Raw genomic sequence first — 16,258 nt, 5'->3', positions numbered from 1 at the left:
CGCGGACCCCCTGTCGCATCCGTCGCACGTCACTCGAAGGTTCCAAAACGGTGTCGGCCCCGCCGGACTCCAAGGAACGGAGCGCCCATCGCACGGGCGATGCTTCTCGTGCCCAGCCGCGATCAAGAAGAACTCTTGTCCACGCTCGAGCTCTTGCGACCACGATCAGGAACTTCTCCGGATCGGTACAACGCTCGTACGACGCTTTGCCGAGTTGGGTGTCGTCGCTGAACGGGTCCGGCCAGCCAGGCGTCAGCGCGCCCGTGATGGCGAATGCGGCAGCGACGTCATCGAGTAGGTCGCACAATTCTTGCGAGAGCGTGGAATCGGCTCCACTCCAGCCATTTTCCTGGGTGGAGAGGACATTGTTGTTGTAAGTCTCCCACCACGGCGTCGGCGGGCCCGTATCCATGACGGCGACATTACAAACAGCCCCGACAATCAGTCGCCGATGTATCCGGTCTCCGGGTTGATCTTGCTGAGGAAGTCGCGGATCGACGCGCGGTGTTCCTCGATGGTCTCGGGCTGAATTTCGTTGGATGGGCTATTCGCTCGGTCGAGAACACTGTAGTAGGAAACACGCTGAAAACTGGAAAATCCGTACCCCTCGTTCGGCCCCGATTTCCAGTCGTAGTCGGACGCGCCCGGCTCCCCGGGGCGGACTGTCACCGTGAAGATTTCTCCATCGACTTCCAGCGTGAATGGCCCATCATCTGCGATCGAACGGCTTTCACCTATCGACTCGTCGTGTTCCTCGAACGTCATGTGTCGACCCTGTCACAAGGGAACGGCTACAACGATTGGTCGGGCCCGGTCAACGATGCGGGGCCGGTAGTCGGTTGGTGTGCGCCGGTGAACCGCTCGACGACGGATACCACGACGATCGCGAGTGCCAGGATTCCAACGGTCCGGGCGAGTGACTTCAGCGTCTTCGGAAGTGCCTTCTTCATGCGAGGCAGATTACTGCGGGCGACTCACGAATTGTGGCCTACGTTTTGGACCGTATCGCGATCGCTCTGCGTGGAGGTCGATCATCGACGCAGTGTGACCATCCGTGATGCAAATCTTTTGGTGCCCCCGGCAGGATTCGAACCTGATCACGCCACAGGGGATACGTGCAGGTAGGCACGCCAAAAAGTCATTCTGAGCAGCATGCAAAGCTCTCAGCCGATGTTGCAAGTAGGTACATAGGTATGCAGAGAACTACTCTCATAAGGGAACGCAGACGGAACGATCCAGGGGAGTGCAGCATGACGGTCAAGCGGCGTCGTAGCTGGGGAACGATCAAGAAACTGCCGAGCGGCAACCACCGTGCGAGCTATGTCGGCCCTGACGGGATCACCTACGCCGCGCCACAGACGTACAAAGCGAAGATCGACGCGGAGGGCTGGCTCGGCAACATCAAACGCACCATTGACCTGGAGACCTGGACGCCGCCTGGTGCGGAGAAGTCGCGCGGTCTGAGCCTGGCAGCGTATTCGGCGATATGGCTCTCTCATCGCACGCTCAAGCCGCGCACCCGCTCCCTCTACGACGATCTGCTGCGCCTGCACATCAATCCGAAGCTAGGGGATCTGAAGGTGTCGGCAGTCTCGCCTGCTGCTGTTCGGGTCTGGTATGCCGAACTAGCGACCGGACAGACTCGCAAGGCTCATGCCTACGCACTACTGCACGCGATTATGGCGACGGCTGTCTCGGACGAGGTGATCGACGCCAACCCTTGCCGTATCCGTTCGGCGATGCAGACCAAGAGGAAGCGCGATATCGGTCTACTGACGCCACAGGAGTTGTCTCGGCTCGCGGGGGAGATGCCCGAACCATTGGCCGTCGCGGTGTTGCTGCTCGGGTGGTGCGGTCTACGGTCTGGTGAGCTGAAGGAGCTACGGCGCAAGGATGTCGGCAAGGATGCGGCGACGTTGCGTGTCGAGCGGGCCGTGACGTATCGGTCCGGGGTTACCACTGTGGATACGCCGAAGACTGCTGCCGGTGTCCGTACCGTCGCGGTGCCTCCTCATATCCGTAGCGCGATCACTGCGCATCTGCACCGGATTCCGAAGCATCCCGAAGCCCTTCTCTTCGCTGCCGACGATGGTGGGCACATCACCGATTGGGAATTCCGTAAGCCATTCAAGAAAGCCGCTGCCGCGATCGGTAAGCCGGATCTGCGCGTGCACGATCTTCGCCACGTCGGCGCGGTGCTGGCTGCTCAAGCCGGTGCCACCACCGCCGAACTGATGTTGCGTATCGGGCACACCACCCCGGCCATGGCGATGAGATATCAATCGGTAGCGGCTGGACGTGACGCCGAATTAGCGGAGAAGTTATCGAAGATGATGGCGGAAGATAATTCAAAAGAATAGGGCTCGGCCACAGAAAGAATAGGCAGGAGTGGGCACTTCCTGTGGTGATCGGAGCTTTATCGGACCGCATTAGCGCTTGGCTGTCGGCCATTCTTCGATCCATTCTTTTGCCATTGTTTGGTGCCCAGGAATGGCGGTCGGCGGTGCCGGTTCTCGTCGTCCCATGGCGGATTCTCTTTCAGGCCCTGTTTCGGACCACATGCACGCCGCGAATAGTGCTCTGACCTGCCGTTATGTAAAGTAGTTGAAGAGAAAATTATAGAGGGAGAAGCGATCGGAGGCAGGGTCTCGCTAGGCATGTGGGAATCACGGCAAACGATTGCCCCCCACCCTCTGTCCACTGCGGCCTACCTACACCATCCTTTTTGTGCCGCTCGCGCTATTCTCGAATAGGTATTAGTGTCGAGTTATCGGTAAGGAATAACCTCATTCATTGCAGTGTTATTCATTCGGATATCACCAACTGGAAGAGGTGAGCGACCAATGACTACTACATCAGCGGTAGGCGATTGGACTGCATTAGTACGGCAGGAGCTACCGAGCGCAGCTGCGGCACAGCGGTTCGCATGGATGGCACTTCGAGCGTGCGTTGGTCTCACAGTCGTATCGTTCGCGGTCGCTGCTGCACTGCTGCTGGCTGTGCTGGTCGTCGTCGGCAACGTCGTGCGCAACGGACCAGCGATCGTGGGCAATGGAGTCGAGGCAGACTGTCGCAAGCTGAGGTACAGAAGAGGCATTGGTCATGCAGGGTTCAGCACACTAGGCAAGGCGCTGAGTTGGGCATACAGGTTCGTCGTAGGTGGCAAGGCATAGCATGCAGGGTGGTCATGCGTCAGTGCAGTGACAGAAGGTGCAAGACATCTTGAGGTGCAAGAGATCTGAGGCAGGCAAGGCATGCATGGTGTGCAGTAGGCAAGGCATGCAGTTGGTGTCAGTCAGTAGTGAAGCAATGTGTGTGATGTGAGATGCAGTGTGAATGGTTGTGCAGTGTGTTGGTGTGCAATGCAGTGAGATGCACTGTGGGCTACCAGATCTGGCTACCAGTCACGTCGTCGGGTCCAACAGGTTCCACAGGGATCGGCTGCGCTGCTACGGCCTTGGGCTTCGGTGTTGTACCTGGTGCTCGGCGTGCTCGGCGTCGGAAGGGCGCACGGTACGGATCAGTTGTCTTGCCTCCCAGTGTTCTACCTTCCCTCTTCCCTGAGTTACAACCCATGTGGGCAGCGGCAAGGTTGTTCAGATCGTAGAGTGATCCACCTCGGCTGGTAGGTGCGATGTGATCCACCGACAGTCCAAACTTGGTGCGACCAGAGGCATATGGATCAATTCGTTCGTTGCACAAGTGGCAGATGTATCCACCCTCCGGGGTGTTGTCAACGAAATACTTACGCACAGCGCGCCACTCGGGCGTTTTCAACCACCAGCTGTCGGACATTGCTCAGTCTCCAAGCGTTTCAATTTGTGTACTAGGTTTTGTAGTAGGGCGGTTGCATTTGTAAGATGCACCAAAGGCTCTGTCTCCCATTGTGAAAGAGACAGAGCCTTTGGTGGGTAGATGATGCCGCGCCCCTCGGCTGATTATGGAGACGATGAGCCGCCACTACCTATCCGGCGTTCTGCACCGGAACCCTATGGGGGTCACAGGGAAACGACAACGGCCGAAACGCTTCCCTGTGACCCTGGTGACCGGCTAAGGCTCGCACGCGCTCTGCCGGTCGAACCCTCCCCCTCGGCTATGACAACGGGAGGGAGGGAGTTCGTCAGGCCGTGGTTGCGACGTTCAGCAAGCGGAATGCGTTGGCGTTCACCACATCAGATCCGACACGGCGATGCATCCAAAGTCCGCGTTCACCGGTCGGGCGACGATTGGCCCCGAAGAGGTGCGGTACCAGTTCGACTGTCGTCCCGATGCGATCCACGATCACAAAGTTCTGGAAGTCGCCGTAGACGAGTGCGTAGTTCGCTGCCGTCACTGCTGCGTCGATGGTGCCGTCCATACCCGAAATTTCGTGCAGTGGGCGACTCAACAGGTTTGCCGGTACTGCCTGCGCCCCTGGGAACTTCAGTGCGCCGTTGGTGGTCTCGAACTGCCGGATGGTGTTCAAGATCGCCAGGTTGCCCGCGAACGATGCATTGGGCTGCCAGCGCGAACCGAGAGCGCCCTGCAGCTTGTAGATGTCTGCGGAGGAGAGTGCTTCACCGGCTGCAGGCACGATGACAGATCCACCTGCCGCCACAAGGGCGGTGATGAGACCTGTGGGCTGCCCGGTACCCGATCCCGTTGCAAAGGCAGCGTTTTCGAGCTGCAGCGCCGAATCAGCGAGCAATGCCTGCAACTGACTGAGCAACTGCAAACCATCCTCTTCCAGTTCGATAGAGAAGGGAACCCAACTGGCTGCCTTGTGAACAGGGATCGGCTCGGGTGCCAGCGTCGGTGTGGCGTCTGCGGCCTCGGTAGCTTCGGCCAACCACTCGGATGTGACTCCAGCGGAGCTGACACCATTCCACGCGTTGGAAGTGGTCTGCACGACCCGCGAGATTTCGCGAAGCGGAGAGACGCTACCGGCGTTGGTCAGGATGATGCTGGGGTCCAGATCGAAGGGCACCAAGTGCTTTCCGGTACCGCCTGCACCCTCGATGAGTCCGCGAACCTGGTCGGCGTCCCGGTAGGACTGAGACTCTTCCGGCGTCCAGAGCAGGTGACCCCTCTCAGAGTCCCTGAGCAACTTGGAGAAGGCACTGCGGTATGCCTCGCTGCCGGTCACAGCTGCCAATCGGGCCACAGTGGAATCGGTGCCCACCAGTGCCTCGGAAAGCGTTGCAGCGGCGTCGGTAAGCCTGCCTGCCTTGTGCGAGCGCTCCACGTTTCGGAGTGCGGCGTCACGAGTCGGGTCGGTGTCCTTGCGTACCTTCGTCTCGAATGTGGTGCCGTTCTCGCGGCTACCCGCGTCATGCAGAGACATCAGACGCTGATCCTGTTCGCGTACGTGGCAGAGGAATTCGACCTCGTACAGTGCGGTGGCGAGTCGTTCGGATTCCTCGGCATTGATGCCCTCGCTGCGTGTGGTGAACGGTTCGATGTATGCCTTCAGCTCGGTGAGCTTGGCTGCCCGCTCTTCACGCTTGAGCGCTCGGAGTGCGTCGAACCGGGAATCTTTCGGATTGATGTTCATTGTCTTGATCCTTTGAGAGTGAGGGCTTTACAGCCCGTAAGTTGCTTTGAGTAGCCCTAGGCGGGCCGCTAGTTGTGCTGAGTCGAGCTGTGGGAGCTGAGCTGCCCGTACGCCTGCGATGTGCTCCTGCTCGTATGCGGGGAACGACACCACCGATACCTCGGTCAGCTTGGACTCGTAGTGGACGCGCTCGGTCTTGTTGCGGTTCCACGTTTCTCGGATCGCTTGGAATCCGATGCTGAACGAATCCAGCGCGCCGTCCCGGATGAGTTCTAGCGCTTCATCTCCAGCCTGAGTGGCGCTGACTCGGAATTCTCCGTAGAGACCGGCTGCGTCCTCCCTGAGCAACACCGCGCGGCCAAGAGGGTTCGTGGTGCGCTGATGCTGGGAAAGGAATTTGATCCGGTCGCCGCGCTCGGCAATGGATCTGGCGAAGGCCCCGCGTTTGAACGTCTCGGTGTAATCGCCGTCGTAGTCGCGGATATCGGTGGGAGAATCGAACGGGACCACGATGCCGTGAACTGTTCGACCGTCACCGCTGGAGCGGATTTCGAGGTCATTCGAGAGTGCTCGGGTGTATGTATTTCTCATGATGGCAGTGTCTTTTCGTCTCGCTGAATAGAGGGAGCGCTAGGTTGCTCCAGAACCTCTACAGGGACGTGACGTGGTGATCCGCAATGGATTCCGGCGTTCGATCTGCTTCGTGCTGGCGGTTTCGGCGCAATGCCACTCGACCTAGCTTCTTTAGCATAGCTAAGGATCGGGGATAGCGCGAGGGTGGCGGCCCCGGAAACACTGTGCGGGCAGAGGTTCCGGGATCGCCACAGTCAATCGGTCAGTCGGTTCAGCTGTCTGATGTTGGTTCTCCTTCGACTATCGTGGCCCAACCATTACGCTCGATCTCCGGCTTCACGATCCGCTGCCAGGTGTGGGTGTCCATCTCCCAATACCGCCCCCTCGCGGAGTATGACCGGTCGCGCTGCGGCAGGCTTTTCACGAAGTCAGTGAGTCGTCGGTCGAAGCCTTGGACGAATTGTATGACGGTCAGGTCGGTGTGCGGTCCTGAGTGTTTGAAAATCTGACGGTCGGCCCTGAGGATAGATTTCATCTTTTAGCCCTCTCGCTCGCCCTAGTCGGTCAGTTCGGCGATGGTATCCGGAATCTCGTCGGCACTCGGTACATACTCCAGTTCTGGGCCGCTCGGGTCGCAGTCATCGGTCAACCATTCGGCGTCTGCCAGAACCAACACTCGATCCGGGAACGCTGCGGCTCGGAACTCCACGACGTGGCCCAGGCTCTTCCAGGTCACTCCCGGATTGTTCTCGATGGTGATCTGCTCGTCGGGCGGTAGTAGTTTGGTTGCCTCTTCCACTAGTCGCGAGACCTTCCACTTGAACAGTTCGATCCCGCGTAGTGGTGAGTAGTTGTCGGTAGTCATTGTCTTGCCTTCCCTTTGGTGTGTGCATTGCTTGTCGCTACGGCTCTGCGGCGCTCTGCCTGTTCGCGTTTCGCCTTGTCGCTAGCGGCCTGCCACTGGTCCCAGGTGGGTGAATAGGTTCCGTTACTTGCCAACTCGTGCATCTCTTTGAACTCCCGGTAGATGCGCCGCTTGTATTCCCGTTGTCGCGCCCACGTTTTGGCGGATTTGAATGATTTTTCTTCGGGCATGTAGTCGTCGGCGTCGAAGTCCTCCAGTAGTGGTCTCATAGCCAGACCGATTCTGTAGTGCGCCAACGACTCGCGAACCCTCGGCGGCTGTCCGGCACTCGGGCAACCAGTTCTGCTGCCTCACTTGCCGCCAGGGCGTCGAGAACGACCGGCAGGGGTAGTTTGGTCCGGGATGCCAGTTCGGATGCTGTGAGGGCTCCAGGCGCGGCTTTGAGTGCAACGATCACGCGGAGTGCCTCGGCCACAGGGGATCTGGTCATCTCCAACACGCCACGTTGCTAGTGTTCTCGGTCATTGCCTTCTCCTTCGTTCGATGTCCTGCAACCAATTTCGGCCACAGGGAGGACAAGCACTGTTCAGTTGTCGGTGAGATACCATGGGAGGCAACCGTTTATCTTTGTCGAGCGAAGCGAGATGCCCTGTGGAATCGCACTTGGTCGATCGGACGCTAACCGGTATAGTTATTCGTGTTGCCGGGAGACCCGCCCTGGCAGAAATTCAGTGAGGAAATCAGCCATGACTGCTGCGCTCGAAACAACTCGTCGTCCGTCCGTCGCGTGGACCGTCCCGAAGCATCCACTGCCGGGGTTCACCTGGTTTCAGCCCGGAGAAAGGATCAACCCTCGGACCGGCAATCAGGTGATGTGCACGTTCTAGGCAGTTCGGCAGGAAACGGCTCTCAGATCAATTCTGGGGGCTGTTTTCATGTTCGGGGTCTGCCAGTTTCGGGAACGGCCTTTGCGGGCCTCCAGGGCGGATACATCCACTCCCGAATGGCATCCCTCTCCTCGGTCACGGCTCGGTCCTTGGCCTTGGCGAGTGCTTGCAGACCTCGGTCGCTTGGTGTGAACACCTCCTCGTCGCTGTCGGGGTGATAGTCCATCGGTAGCCACAGGTGAATTCCCGTCTCGGTGATCTTCACGATTTTGATGCCTCGGAAGTTGTGAACCAGGATCTTGCCCATGCGCCCGAAGATCCGCGCTTCGATCCGGTCGAGGTGCAACCAGTCGCATTTTTCGATCCAGTCGGCGGGCGGCAAGGATGTCCACTCGTCGCGGGTAACCAACATCTGCATGGTCCAGGTGCCGTGCCGGTTCAGATCCACGTAGCTGTCCTCGGTCGGGCCGTCGTAGTTCTCGATATTGATTGTGATCATCCGACTTTCCACTTTCGTTTCGGTGGCGGCGTGTAGTCCTCTTCCGGCTCGTCGTCTGCCACAGGTGCACCCGCTTCGCTTGGGGTCTTGGGCGAGGGAGGTTCTGGCGCAGCGACCGGAGCGTCAGCGGAGGGCGGCGAAGCCAGGTTCTCCTGAGCGTCTGCGCCTGCGACTTCGTTCACTTCACTACGTTCCGTTACCTTGTCTTGCCTTGACTTACCTTTCCTTGCCTTGTGTTGGGACTCCCTATTGGACAAGGGCGCGGAGTCCTGAGCCTTGTCCTTCGAGGTGTCCTTACGGGACATTCCCCGCCGACACTGCCAATGGTCCGGGCATTGCTCGTGATTTCCTCGCTGATGTCGCTTACTGATGCGCCAATATTCGTTCTGAGCCTGCCGGTCGTCGGCGGTCTTCTGACTCTCCCAATCGACAATCCACACCCCGTCGTCCTCTCGCTTGAGCACCTTCCCCGCCGACTCCAGGAGTAGGAAAGCGGAGTCCGGGTCCGGGTGGACAGTCGCCTTGCGAAGTACGTGAGGTTCGATAACGCCTTCCGATTTCGCGCTCGCGGAGTAGGTGCGCAACTCCAGCAGCATCAACACCGCACGCGCCCCTTCGAGAGTCTGCATCAATTTGAGAGTGGCAGAGTCATCGAAAAACTCGGCTTCGAGTGTCGTTCCGTAGCTCATGATTCCTCTTCCTCCTTTTGGGCTTTCCTGTGGGCGAGCCAGTGTTTCCGGCAGAGTCCGCTTGCGTGGATCTTGAGATAGCAACCTCGGGCGTCGGCACAGTGCGGGGTGTCCTTCGCTGGCTCGTCGGTCGGGTACTCGAATCCGTTGGGGTAGTGAGTCCCTCCGTACTGGCCGATGCTTCTCACGCTCTAATTCCGTGTTCGGCCCTGCACTTAGAGGCTCGGCATTCGAGGGGTGCGTAGGTGGCCAGATCAACCAATTCGTTTGCGGCGCTCACGGCTTCACCTGGACGGGAACCAGGAGGGCTTCGACCTCAGCGGCGTCGATACGCAGGAGGTGTCCACCGACACGGAATCCGGTCAGTCGGCCGTCCGCGAGCATGCGACGAATAGTGATGGGGTGCACCGCAAGTCGATTGGCGGCGTTTGCAACGCTGATCAACTTCGTTGGCGTACTTGACATCTGAACCAGTCCTATCCACAGAGATATCCTGTGGACGGCTCCCGATCAGTGACTCTCAGCTCCAGTCAGACCGGCGATGTCCTTCGCGCCTCGTTGCTCAGTTGGATCTACGTTTCCCAATCGCGGCGTCCGCTGAGTGGACTTGATTGGCTACATCAGTGAACATACATGCCCTCGGAGGAACTGTCGCATACACCTCAAGTCAGGTTGAGGTTTTGCGGATCTTTCGAGGGGGCGGTAGTCCGGTCTAACACCACCGCCCCGGTCCTCGTGTGAGGCCAGGGCGGCGGTGTATGGGCATGTGGTCTAGACGTGAGCGAGTTCGCGGTAGCGTTGCGTTGCTGCCTCTAGTAGGTCCATTGCGATTAGAATGCCCTGGTCCAAAAGCCACGCCGGTGGATTCCAGCTTGTTCGCACTCCGGTGATCGGATTCGTTTCAACTCGCGCCGATAGATTCGCCGCCCATGCTTGACCATGTGCGTGGGCGCTGAGTGTGCGCCACTTTTGGCGAATCTCGACCACCGGGCCGAAATCCTCATAGTGAGGTTTCGTCGGCGATACAAGTTCGGCTGCTTCTTCAATAAGGACATTGTCTCGAGGCTGCCTCGTGATGGCGGTCGGCTCAAGTTTCAAGCGAGCAACATCCGACTCGATCTGTTGAAGAGTCTCATTCATTCTCTGCACTGCTTTCTTTGCTCCCTCCGTCCGCGTGTTGTAAGCCTCGTTTTCGGGTGTTTTTGGCCGATCTGGTCCGATCATCTCTTCTGCGGCAACCTTCTCGTTCCGGGCTTGCTGCCTGTTGAGATTCAGCGCACGCTCAAGTCGGGTTGCTTTCTCAGGGGCGACCAGCCATGCCGCTACTGCCGCCGCCGTAATTGCAGATCGGACGACTGTGAAAGTGGCAAACGCCGTCAGGCGCTTCTCGGCCAGCACGAACGACGCGGTCAAATGCAAATGGTCGAGCGCGACCATTGCCGCCTCTGCCGCCAATACGCTGGTTGATCGAACCGTAAGGGAATCTTCTTCGTCTGCAAGTTCGCTTCCGGGTGCGGGAGTGGAATTGTCACACCAGAAATCCGCATATCCCCTGCATGCCTCCAGCAAGTGCTCCATATGTTCTCGTGTTGACTCAGTGATCTCGTGAAGCGGATCAATCGTTGCTCCAACGTCCTCTATGTCGGTCATCGCGCAAGGATAAGTGCAGCTTCCGGGCATTCCGTGGTGGTCCCGCTTTTTTCTGCATCCACGCCGCGACCGAGTTGTCGTGGGGCAGTGGTGGCAGGACATGGTGAAAACACCACCGCCCCGGCCTCATTCGAGGTTCGGGGCGGTGGTATCTATGCAGGTGGTCTAGGCAACGGTAAGGGAACGGAAGCTCCCGAAACATGCTCTGACCTGGTGCCCCCGGCAGGATTCGAACCTGCGACCAAGAGATTAGAAGGCTCTTGCTCTATCCCCTGAGCTACGGAGGCGCGTGGAACATCATACTCGAGCGTTCGGGATGTGACGCGCGCCGCCCAACTCCGACGCGTTGTCGTAGTCGGTTCGCGAAGGTCCTACCCTTGAGGTATGGCTACACCCGACCTCGCGCCGACAGATTCCCCACCGGAGTCCACACAGCACATTGGTGCACCCGCTTCTTCGACCGCGATATTCGTGGTCAGCGGACTCATCGCAGGGCTCACCGCAGCCATCGTGGTGGGATTCTCCGCGTCGCAGGCACTGACTCTTCTGGGCATCCCGGATCCAGGTCCGATCACCACCTACGGCCTGCCCGCGATGCGCGCACTGGGGGAGATCGCCGCAGTCATCGCGATCGGGTCACTGCTTCTGGCCGCGTTCTTCGTGCCGCCGCAGAAGTCGGGCGTCCTCGACGTCGACGGCTATCGGGCAGTCCGAACTGCATCGCACGCCGCGATCGTGTGGGCGATCTGTTCGTTCATGATGGTGCCTCTGACGCTCTCCGACACATCGGGTCAGCCGTTTGCCGAAGCGATCAAACCGGCGAACCTGTGGTCGGGACTCGATCAGGTCGAGATCGCCGGCGCTTGGCGTTGGACGGCGATCATCGCGGTTGTTCTGGCGATCCTGGCCCGGCTGACACTGCGCTGGTGGTGGACTCCGCTCCTGCTGCTGGTCGGTCTCCTCGGACTGATGCCGCTTGCTCTCACCGGTCACTCGTCTTCGGGCGGCTCGCATGACATCGCTACCAATAGTCTGATCCTGCACCTCGTGGCGGCTTCGCTCTGGGCCGGCGGGTTGTTCGCGCTACTGGCACACGCGCGCCGCGGCGGCGATTACACCGACGTAGCAGCCCGACGCTTTTCGACGGTCGCATCCATCTGCTTCGTCGTCATGGGATTCAGCGGCGTCATCAACGCGATTGTCCGTCTGCCTCTCGGCGACGTATTCACCACGACGTATGGACGATTGATCGTCGCGAAAACGGTTGCACTGATCATCCTCGGGTTCTTTGGTTGGGCTCAGCGGAGTCGGGCGCTACCGGCGCTGGCGGAGAATCCGAAGAGTCGCTCTGCCCTGATTCGATTTGCCGGCGCGGAGGGCATCGTGATGGCGGCGACCATCGGTCTCGCGATCGGCCTCGGTCGTACCCCGCCGCCCCCGCCGCTGTCGATTCCCTCGATTCCCGAGGTCGAACTCGGTTACAACCTTCCGGACCCGCCGTCGTTCATGGCTTTCGTGACGGACTGGCGATTCGACCTCATGTTCGGCACCGCCGCGATCGCCGCGGCGATTCTGTACGGAATCGGCCTGCGCAAGCTGGCCAAGCGTGGTGATTCCTGGCCTGTCGGCCGAACCATCGCCTGGATGAGCGGTTGTGCGGTGCTCTTGATCGCCACGTCTTCGGGCGTCGGCAAGTACGCGCCGGCAGTATTCAGCGTTCACATGGGTGCGCACATGGCGCTGTCGATGTTGGGCCCAGTCCTGCTGGTTCTGGGTGCGCCGATCACTTTGGCTCTGCGGGCCCTGGATCCGGCAGGCAAGGACGGCGTGCCCGGCATTCGCGAGTGGATTCTGACCGCTCTGCACAGCCCGTTCTCGCGATTCATCACCCACCCGATCGTGGCGGCAGTTCTCTTCGTCGGCGGTTTCTACGCGCTGTATCTCGGCGGAATCTACGGTGCGACCGTCGACTCGCACAGCGCTCACCTGCTGATGAACCTGCACTTCATCCTCAGTGGCTATCTCTTCTACTGGGTGGCGATCGGTATCGACCCGTCACCACGCCAATTGCAGCCGGTGACCAAGCTGGCAATGGTCTTCGGCTCACTTCCGTTCCACGCCTTCTTCGGCGTGGCATTGATGAGCACCACCGCCGTCATGGGCGGCGCGTACTTCCGTTCGCTCGGCCTCGGCTGGAACAACGACCTGATCGGCGATCAGCAGCTGGGCGGCAGCATCGCGTGGGCGACCGGCGAGATCCCGCTCATGGTGGTCATGCTCGCGCTACTGGTTCAGTGGTCGCGCAGCGATGGCAGGACAGCGCGCCGAACCGACCGTGCGGCCGAGCGTGACCACGACGCCGACCTCGCCGCGCACAACGCGATGTTCGCCGAATTGGCCAGGCGGGACCGCGAAGGGTGGAAACCCCGTGAGGCTGCTGACGCGGAGACTGCCGGCGAGGACACTGCCGACGGGGCGCCCAGCGAGAAGGAATCCGACGAATCCTCCACTAGCACTTAGCTCCGACACTGCCCGGGCCATTCGGTCCGGGCAGTGCTGTTTCTCCACAGTTGTCCCGCCTGTACACAGGTCGAAATCGATCTCTCGCTCTACGGCCTTTGCCGTTCCACAATCGAAGCTGCCGACGCAATGATCGGCCCCGTGGCAGTTGGCGGGTTCTGGAGTTCGAAGGGGGATCGGACATGTACGAAACGCATGCAACCGTTGTCGGAACCGTCATCACCAATCCGGTGAAGCGGCAGACCACCAATGGTGAAGAGGTGCTGAGCTTTCGGATGGCGAGCAACACACGTCGCAAAGACGCTGTGACGGGGGAGTGGACGGACGGAGCGACCCTGTATCTCACGGTCAGCTGCTGGCGGCGGTTGGTCACCGGCGTCGGCGCATCGATCATGAAGGGTGATCCGGTAATGGTGGCGGGGGAGTTGCGCACCAACGAGTACACGACCAAGGAGGGTGTGCCGCGTTCCGATCTCGAGCTGCGGGCGACGGCAGTAGGTGCCGACCTTGCTCGTTGCATCTCGAAGATCGAGCGTCAGAGCAAGCCGACGTCGGCGGAGAACACGGAGGATGCGGTCGACACTGTCGCTGCGTGAGGACTCAGACCGAGGGTTTCGGGCAGTCGCGGGGCCGAGAGCAATCGTGCCCCGCGTCCACTCGCTCGAGGAGTTCTGTGAGAGTTGCTCGCTCCGACTCGTCGAGGTCGTCGAACACATCCGAGGACTCGCGTCGCTGAGCTTTCGCGACGTCCGCAGCCAGGGCAGCGCCGGCGTCGGTCAACTCGAGCAGCACTGCTCGCCGATCGTTCGGGTCGGGAGTGCGGCGCACCCATCCGGCATCTTGGAGGGAATCCACGACGTCGGTCGCCGACCGCGGAACTATGCGCAATCGCTCGGCAAGAAAACCGAGTCGAACCGGTTCGCCCACTCGGGTCAGCACTCGCAGCGCTCGGCTTTGCGACGGCGAGAGGCCGAATGGTTCCAGCGCTGCCACCTGGCGTCGGCGGATGAGCCGTGCCACGGACATCACGACATCGGTGAGTTCGCGCTCTCGGGAATGCATGGCGCCAGTCTAGCGTTGTTGGTGTCAGCCTCATAGTGAGGTAACCTCATCAATATGAAACTAGGGTGAGAAAGCCTCCAGGAGGTAAACGTGAAACCAGGTCACATGCGAAACATCGAACGATCCGCTGTCGAGATCACTCCGGCGGAATCCGTACCGGCAAAGCGCGTACTCGGACTGTTCGCGCCGTATCGAACTCAGATCGCCATCGTCACCGCGGTCATCACACTCAGCGCGATCGTGGCGTTGGGCAGTCCGCTGCTCCTACGCGAAATGCTCGACAAGGCGATCCCGGACAAGGACCTCGGACTCGTCAGCGTTCTGGCCATCGGCATGATCGCCATTGCCGTGATCACGAGCTGTCTCGGCGTGGCGCAGACCTGGATGTCCAACAGCATCGGCCAGAAACTGATGCACCAACTGCGCGTGCGGGTCTACTCGCATCTGCAGAATCAGTCGCTCGGATTCTTCGCTCGAACCCGAACCGGAGAAGTTCAGTCGCGTATTGCCAACGACATCGGCGGTATGCAGTCGGTGGTCACCAACACGGCAACGTCCATCGCGCAGAATGCAACGACCGTGGCAGCCACCATTGTTGCTCTGTTCCTTCTGGATTGGCGGCTTGCCATCTTCTCGCTGGCGATCTTGCCGGTGTTCATCCGTATCGCACGCAAGATCGGTGACGAGCGCCGCAAGATCTCTGGTAAGCGGCAGAAGCTACTCAGTGATCTGTCGGTCCAGGTGGAGGAATCTCTCTCCGTCAGTGGCATTCTCCTCGGCAAGACGACCGGCGCGAAGTCGGCTCTGACGGATCGATTCACCGAGCGTTCAGCGGAAGTCGCAGACGTCGAACTCCGAGCCATGATGGCCGGCAAGTGGCGCATGGCGACCATGTCGATCACCTTCGCAGCCATGCCTGCACTGGTCTACTGGTTTGCCGGTTTCACTCTCGATCACGGCAACACCATCACCGTCGGCACCCTCGTCGCATTCACCACGCTGCAAACACAATTGTTCCGTCCCACTATGATGCTGCTCAACACGGGCGTCGAGGTGCAGAGTTCCATGGCCCTGTTCAGTCGCGTGTTCGAGTACCTGGATCTGCCGATCGACATCGCGGATCCGGAAGAGTCGAAGAGCTTCGACCGCACCAAGATGTCCGGCGAACTTCGGTTCGACCATGTCGACTTCTCGTACCCGGGAACCGACAGCAAGACCCTCGACAACATCGACCTCACGGTCCCGGCCGGTGGAACCTTGGCGCTTGTCGGCTCCACCGGTTCGGGCAAGACCACTCTCGGATACTTGGCCGCACGTCTGTACGACCCGACGGCGGGATCGGTGAGAATCGACGACGTCGATCTGCGGGACCTCGATCTGGCGACGGTCTCCGATCTGGTGGGTGTGGTGTCGCAGGAGACGTATCTCTTCCACACGACGATTCGTGAGAACCTCCGGTTCGCGAAACCCGACGCCACCGACGCCGAGATCGAGCAGGCAGCACGCATCGCGCAGATCCACGAGTTCATCTCCGGTCTCGACGATGGTTACGACACCATGGTCGGCGAGCGCGGCTACCGATTCTCCGGTGGTGAGAAACAGCGCATCGCGATCGCGCGCACAGTTCTGCGGAATCCGCCGATCCTCGTCCTCGACGAGGCGACGAGCGCCCTGGACAACCGCACCGAACGTGCGCTGCAAGACGCACTCGACGAACTGATAGTCGGACGTACCACTCTTGTTGTGGCACACAGACTCTCAACGGTTCGAGATGCGGACCTCATAGCGGTCCTCGACCAGGGCGTCGTTGTGGAAAAGGGAACTCACGACGAACTGGTCCAACAAGGCGGGCGGTACGCGCAGCTGCTTGCGGCTTCGGGTAGTGACGCAGTCGAACTCCCGTCAGAACTGCAGACCGTGTGAGTGCAAGAAATGTCGAGCATTCACTTCCGCAAATTTCTAGAACGTGTTCTACTTTAA

Annotated in this window: 18 protein-coding genes, 1 tRNA gene and 1 pseudogene; 5 read left to right on the top strand and 15 right to left on the bottom strand. The window is 60.0% G+C overall.

Annotation, left to right across the window (positions count from 1 at the left end; translation table 11 throughout):
* Positions 1-91 precede the first annotated feature (91 nt).
* The 3 genes and pseudogenes from ACFQ6Y_RS23010 to ACFQ6Y_RS23000 form a co-directional block, all read right to left on the bottom strand.
* Positions 92-412, bottom strand: a pseudogene (locus tag ACFQ6Y_RS23010) (DUF6226 family protein); the annotation flags it as partial.
* A 29-nt stretch (positions 413-441) separates the two neighbouring features.
* On the bottom strand, positions 442-765 hold the full coding sequence (locus ACFQ6Y_RS23005) for a hypothetical protein (RefSeq protein WP_378637533.1): 324 nt from the start codon (positions 763-765) through the stop codon (positions 442-444).
* A gap of 26 nt (positions 766-791) precedes the next feature.
* A complete protein-coding gene (locus ACFQ6Y_RS23000; protein ID WP_003945304.1) occupies positions 792-950 on the bottom strand; it encodes a hypothetical protein in 159 nt (52 codons plus the stop codon).
* Positions 951-1,250: 300 nt separating this feature from the next.
* Here ACFQ6Y_RS23000 and ACFQ6Y_RS22995 point away from each other — a divergent pair, with 300 nt between their 5' ends.
* Entirely contained in the window at positions 1,251-2,360 is a 1,110-nt protein-coding gene (locus tag ACFQ6Y_RS22995) for a tyrosine-type recombinase/integrase (protein ID WP_378637530.1), read from the top strand.
* 1,024 nt (positions 2,361-3,384) lie between these two features.
* Here ACFQ6Y_RS22995 and ACFQ6Y_RS22990 read toward each other — a convergent pair.
* The 6 genes from ACFQ6Y_RS22990 to ACFQ6Y_RS22965 form a co-directional block, all read right to left on the bottom strand.
* The gene (locus ACFQ6Y_RS22990; protein WP_378637526.1) at positions 3,385-3,795 is read right to left on the bottom strand and encodes an HNH endonuclease; all 411 of its coding nucleotides are present in this window, start codon (positions 3,793-3,795) and stop codon (positions 3,385-3,387) included.
* A gap of 325 nt (positions 3,796-4,120) precedes the next feature.
* Positions 4,121-5,533 (bottom strand): phage major capsid protein, encoded by a 1,413-nt coding sequence (locus tag ACFQ6Y_RS22985; protein ID WP_378637521.1) that lies wholly within the window; start codon positions 5,531-5,533, stop codon positions 4,121-4,123.
* A 27-nt stretch (positions 5,534-5,560) separates the two neighbouring features.
* Positions 5,561-6,124: an HK97 family phage prohead protease gene (locus tag ACFQ6Y_RS22980; RefSeq protein ID WP_378637517.1), complete on the bottom strand. Its 564-nt coding sequence runs from the start codon at positions 6,122-6,124 to the stop codon at positions 5,561-5,563.
* Between the two features lie 538 nt (positions 6,125-6,662).
* A complete protein-coding gene (locus tag ACFQ6Y_RS22975; RefSeq protein ID WP_141488442.1) occupies positions 6,663-6,971 on the bottom strand; it encodes a hypothetical protein in 309 nt (102 codons plus the stop codon).
* Positions 6,968-7,240 carry a hypothetical protein gene (locus tag ACFQ6Y_RS22970; protein WP_378637512.1) on the bottom strand — a complete coding sequence of 91 codons (273 nt, stop codon included), beginning with the start codon at positions 7,238-7,240 and terminating at the stop codon, positions 6,968-6,970. Before ACFQ6Y_RS22970 ends, ACFQ6Y_RS22975 begins: the two co-directional genes overlap by 4 nt.
* Positions 7,237-7,461 carry a hypothetical protein gene (locus ACFQ6Y_RS22965; RefSeq protein ID WP_141488440.1) on the bottom strand — a complete coding sequence of 75 codons (225 nt, stop codon included), beginning with the start codon at positions 7,459-7,461 and terminating at the stop codon, positions 7,237-7,239. The genes ACFQ6Y_RS22970 and ACFQ6Y_RS22965 overlap by 4 nt, the downstream gene beginning before the upstream one ends.
* A 256-nt stretch (positions 7,462-7,717) precedes the next feature.
* On the opposite strand from ACFQ6Y_RS22965, the gene ACFQ6Y_RS22960 reads away from it, so the two are divergent.
* Positions 7,718-7,858: a hypothetical protein gene (locus tag ACFQ6Y_RS22960; RefSeq protein ID WP_378637505.1), complete on the top strand. Its 141-nt coding sequence runs from the start codon at positions 7,718-7,720 to the stop codon at positions 7,856-7,858.
* 46 nt (positions 7,859-7,904) lie between these two features.
* Here the strand turns inward: ACFQ6Y_RS22960 and ACFQ6Y_RS22955 are convergent, their stop codons facing one another.
* From ACFQ6Y_RS22955 to ACFQ6Y_RS22935, 5 genes are all read right to left on the bottom strand, one after another.
* Positions 7,905-8,357 carry a hypothetical protein gene (locus ACFQ6Y_RS22955; protein WP_378637501.1) on the bottom strand — a complete coding sequence of 151 codons (453 nt, stop codon included), beginning with the start codon at positions 8,355-8,357 and terminating at the stop codon, positions 7,905-7,907.
* Positions 8,354-9,046, bottom strand: coding sequence for a hypothetical protein (locus ACFQ6Y_RS22950; RefSeq protein ID WP_378637497.1), 693 nt, complete (start codon positions 9,044-9,046; stop codon positions 8,354-8,356). The genes ACFQ6Y_RS22955 and ACFQ6Y_RS22950 overlap by 4 nt, the downstream gene beginning before the upstream one ends.
* A gap of 276 nt (positions 9,047-9,322) precedes the next feature.
* On the bottom strand, positions 9,323-9,511 hold the full coding sequence (locus tag ACFQ6Y_RS22945; protein ID WP_317557240.1) for an excisionase family DNA-binding protein: 189 nt from the start codon (positions 9,509-9,511) through the stop codon (positions 9,323-9,325).
* Positions 9,512-9,817: 306 nt separating this feature from the next.
* The gene (locus tag ACFQ6Y_RS22940) at positions 9,818-10,696 is read right to left on the bottom strand and encodes a hypothetical protein (protein ID WP_283337241.1); all 879 of its coding nucleotides are present in this window, start codon (positions 10,694-10,696) and stop codon (positions 9,818-9,820) included.
* 211 nt (positions 10,697-10,907) lie between these two features.
* Positions 10,908-10,983, bottom strand: a tRNA-Arg gene (locus ACFQ6Y_RS22935).
* A gap of 97 nt (positions 10,984-11,080) precedes the next feature.
* Here ACFQ6Y_RS22935 and ACFQ6Y_RS22930 point away from each other — a divergent pair.
* Both ACFQ6Y_RS22930 and ssb read left to right on the top strand, forming a co-directional pair.
* Positions 11,081-13,216 carry a cytochrome c oxidase assembly protein gene (locus ACFQ6Y_RS22930; RefSeq protein ID WP_378637488.1) on the top strand — a complete coding sequence of 712 codons (2,136 nt, stop codon included), beginning with the start codon at positions 11,081-11,083 and terminating at the stop codon, positions 13,214-13,216.
* A gap of 182 nt (positions 13,217-13,398) precedes the next feature.
* Positions 13,399-13,812 (top strand): single-stranded DNA-binding protein, encoded by a 414-nt coding sequence (gene ssb, locus ACFQ6Y_RS22925; RefSeq protein ID WP_378637484.1) that lies wholly within the window; start codon positions 13,399-13,401, stop codon positions 13,810-13,812.
* Positions 13,813-13,816: 4 nt separating this feature from the next.
* Here ssb and ACFQ6Y_RS22920 read toward each other — a convergent pair whose 3' ends face one another.
* The gene (locus ACFQ6Y_RS22920) at positions 13,817-14,278 is read right to left on the bottom strand and encodes a MarR family winged helix-turn-helix transcriptional regulator (protein ID WP_378537956.1); all 462 of its coding nucleotides are present in this window, start codon (positions 14,276-14,278) and stop codon (positions 13,817-13,819) included.
* 105 nt (positions 14,279-14,383) lie between these two features.
* Between ACFQ6Y_RS22920 and ACFQ6Y_RS22915 the strand changes: the two genes are divergently transcribed.
* Entirely contained in the window at positions 14,384-16,201 is a 1,818-nt protein-coding gene (locus ACFQ6Y_RS22915; RefSeq protein ID WP_378637682.1) for an ABC transporter ATP-binding protein, read from the top strand.
* Positions 16,202-16,258: the final 57 nt, after the last annotated feature.

Source organism: Rhodococcus sp. NPDC056516 (assembly GCF_042794655.1).
Taxonomy (GTDB): Bacteria; Actinomycetota; Actinomycetes; order Mycobacteriales; family Mycobacteriaceae; genus Rhodococcus_F.
This window is presented reverse-complemented; position numbering and strand designations above follow the sequence as displayed.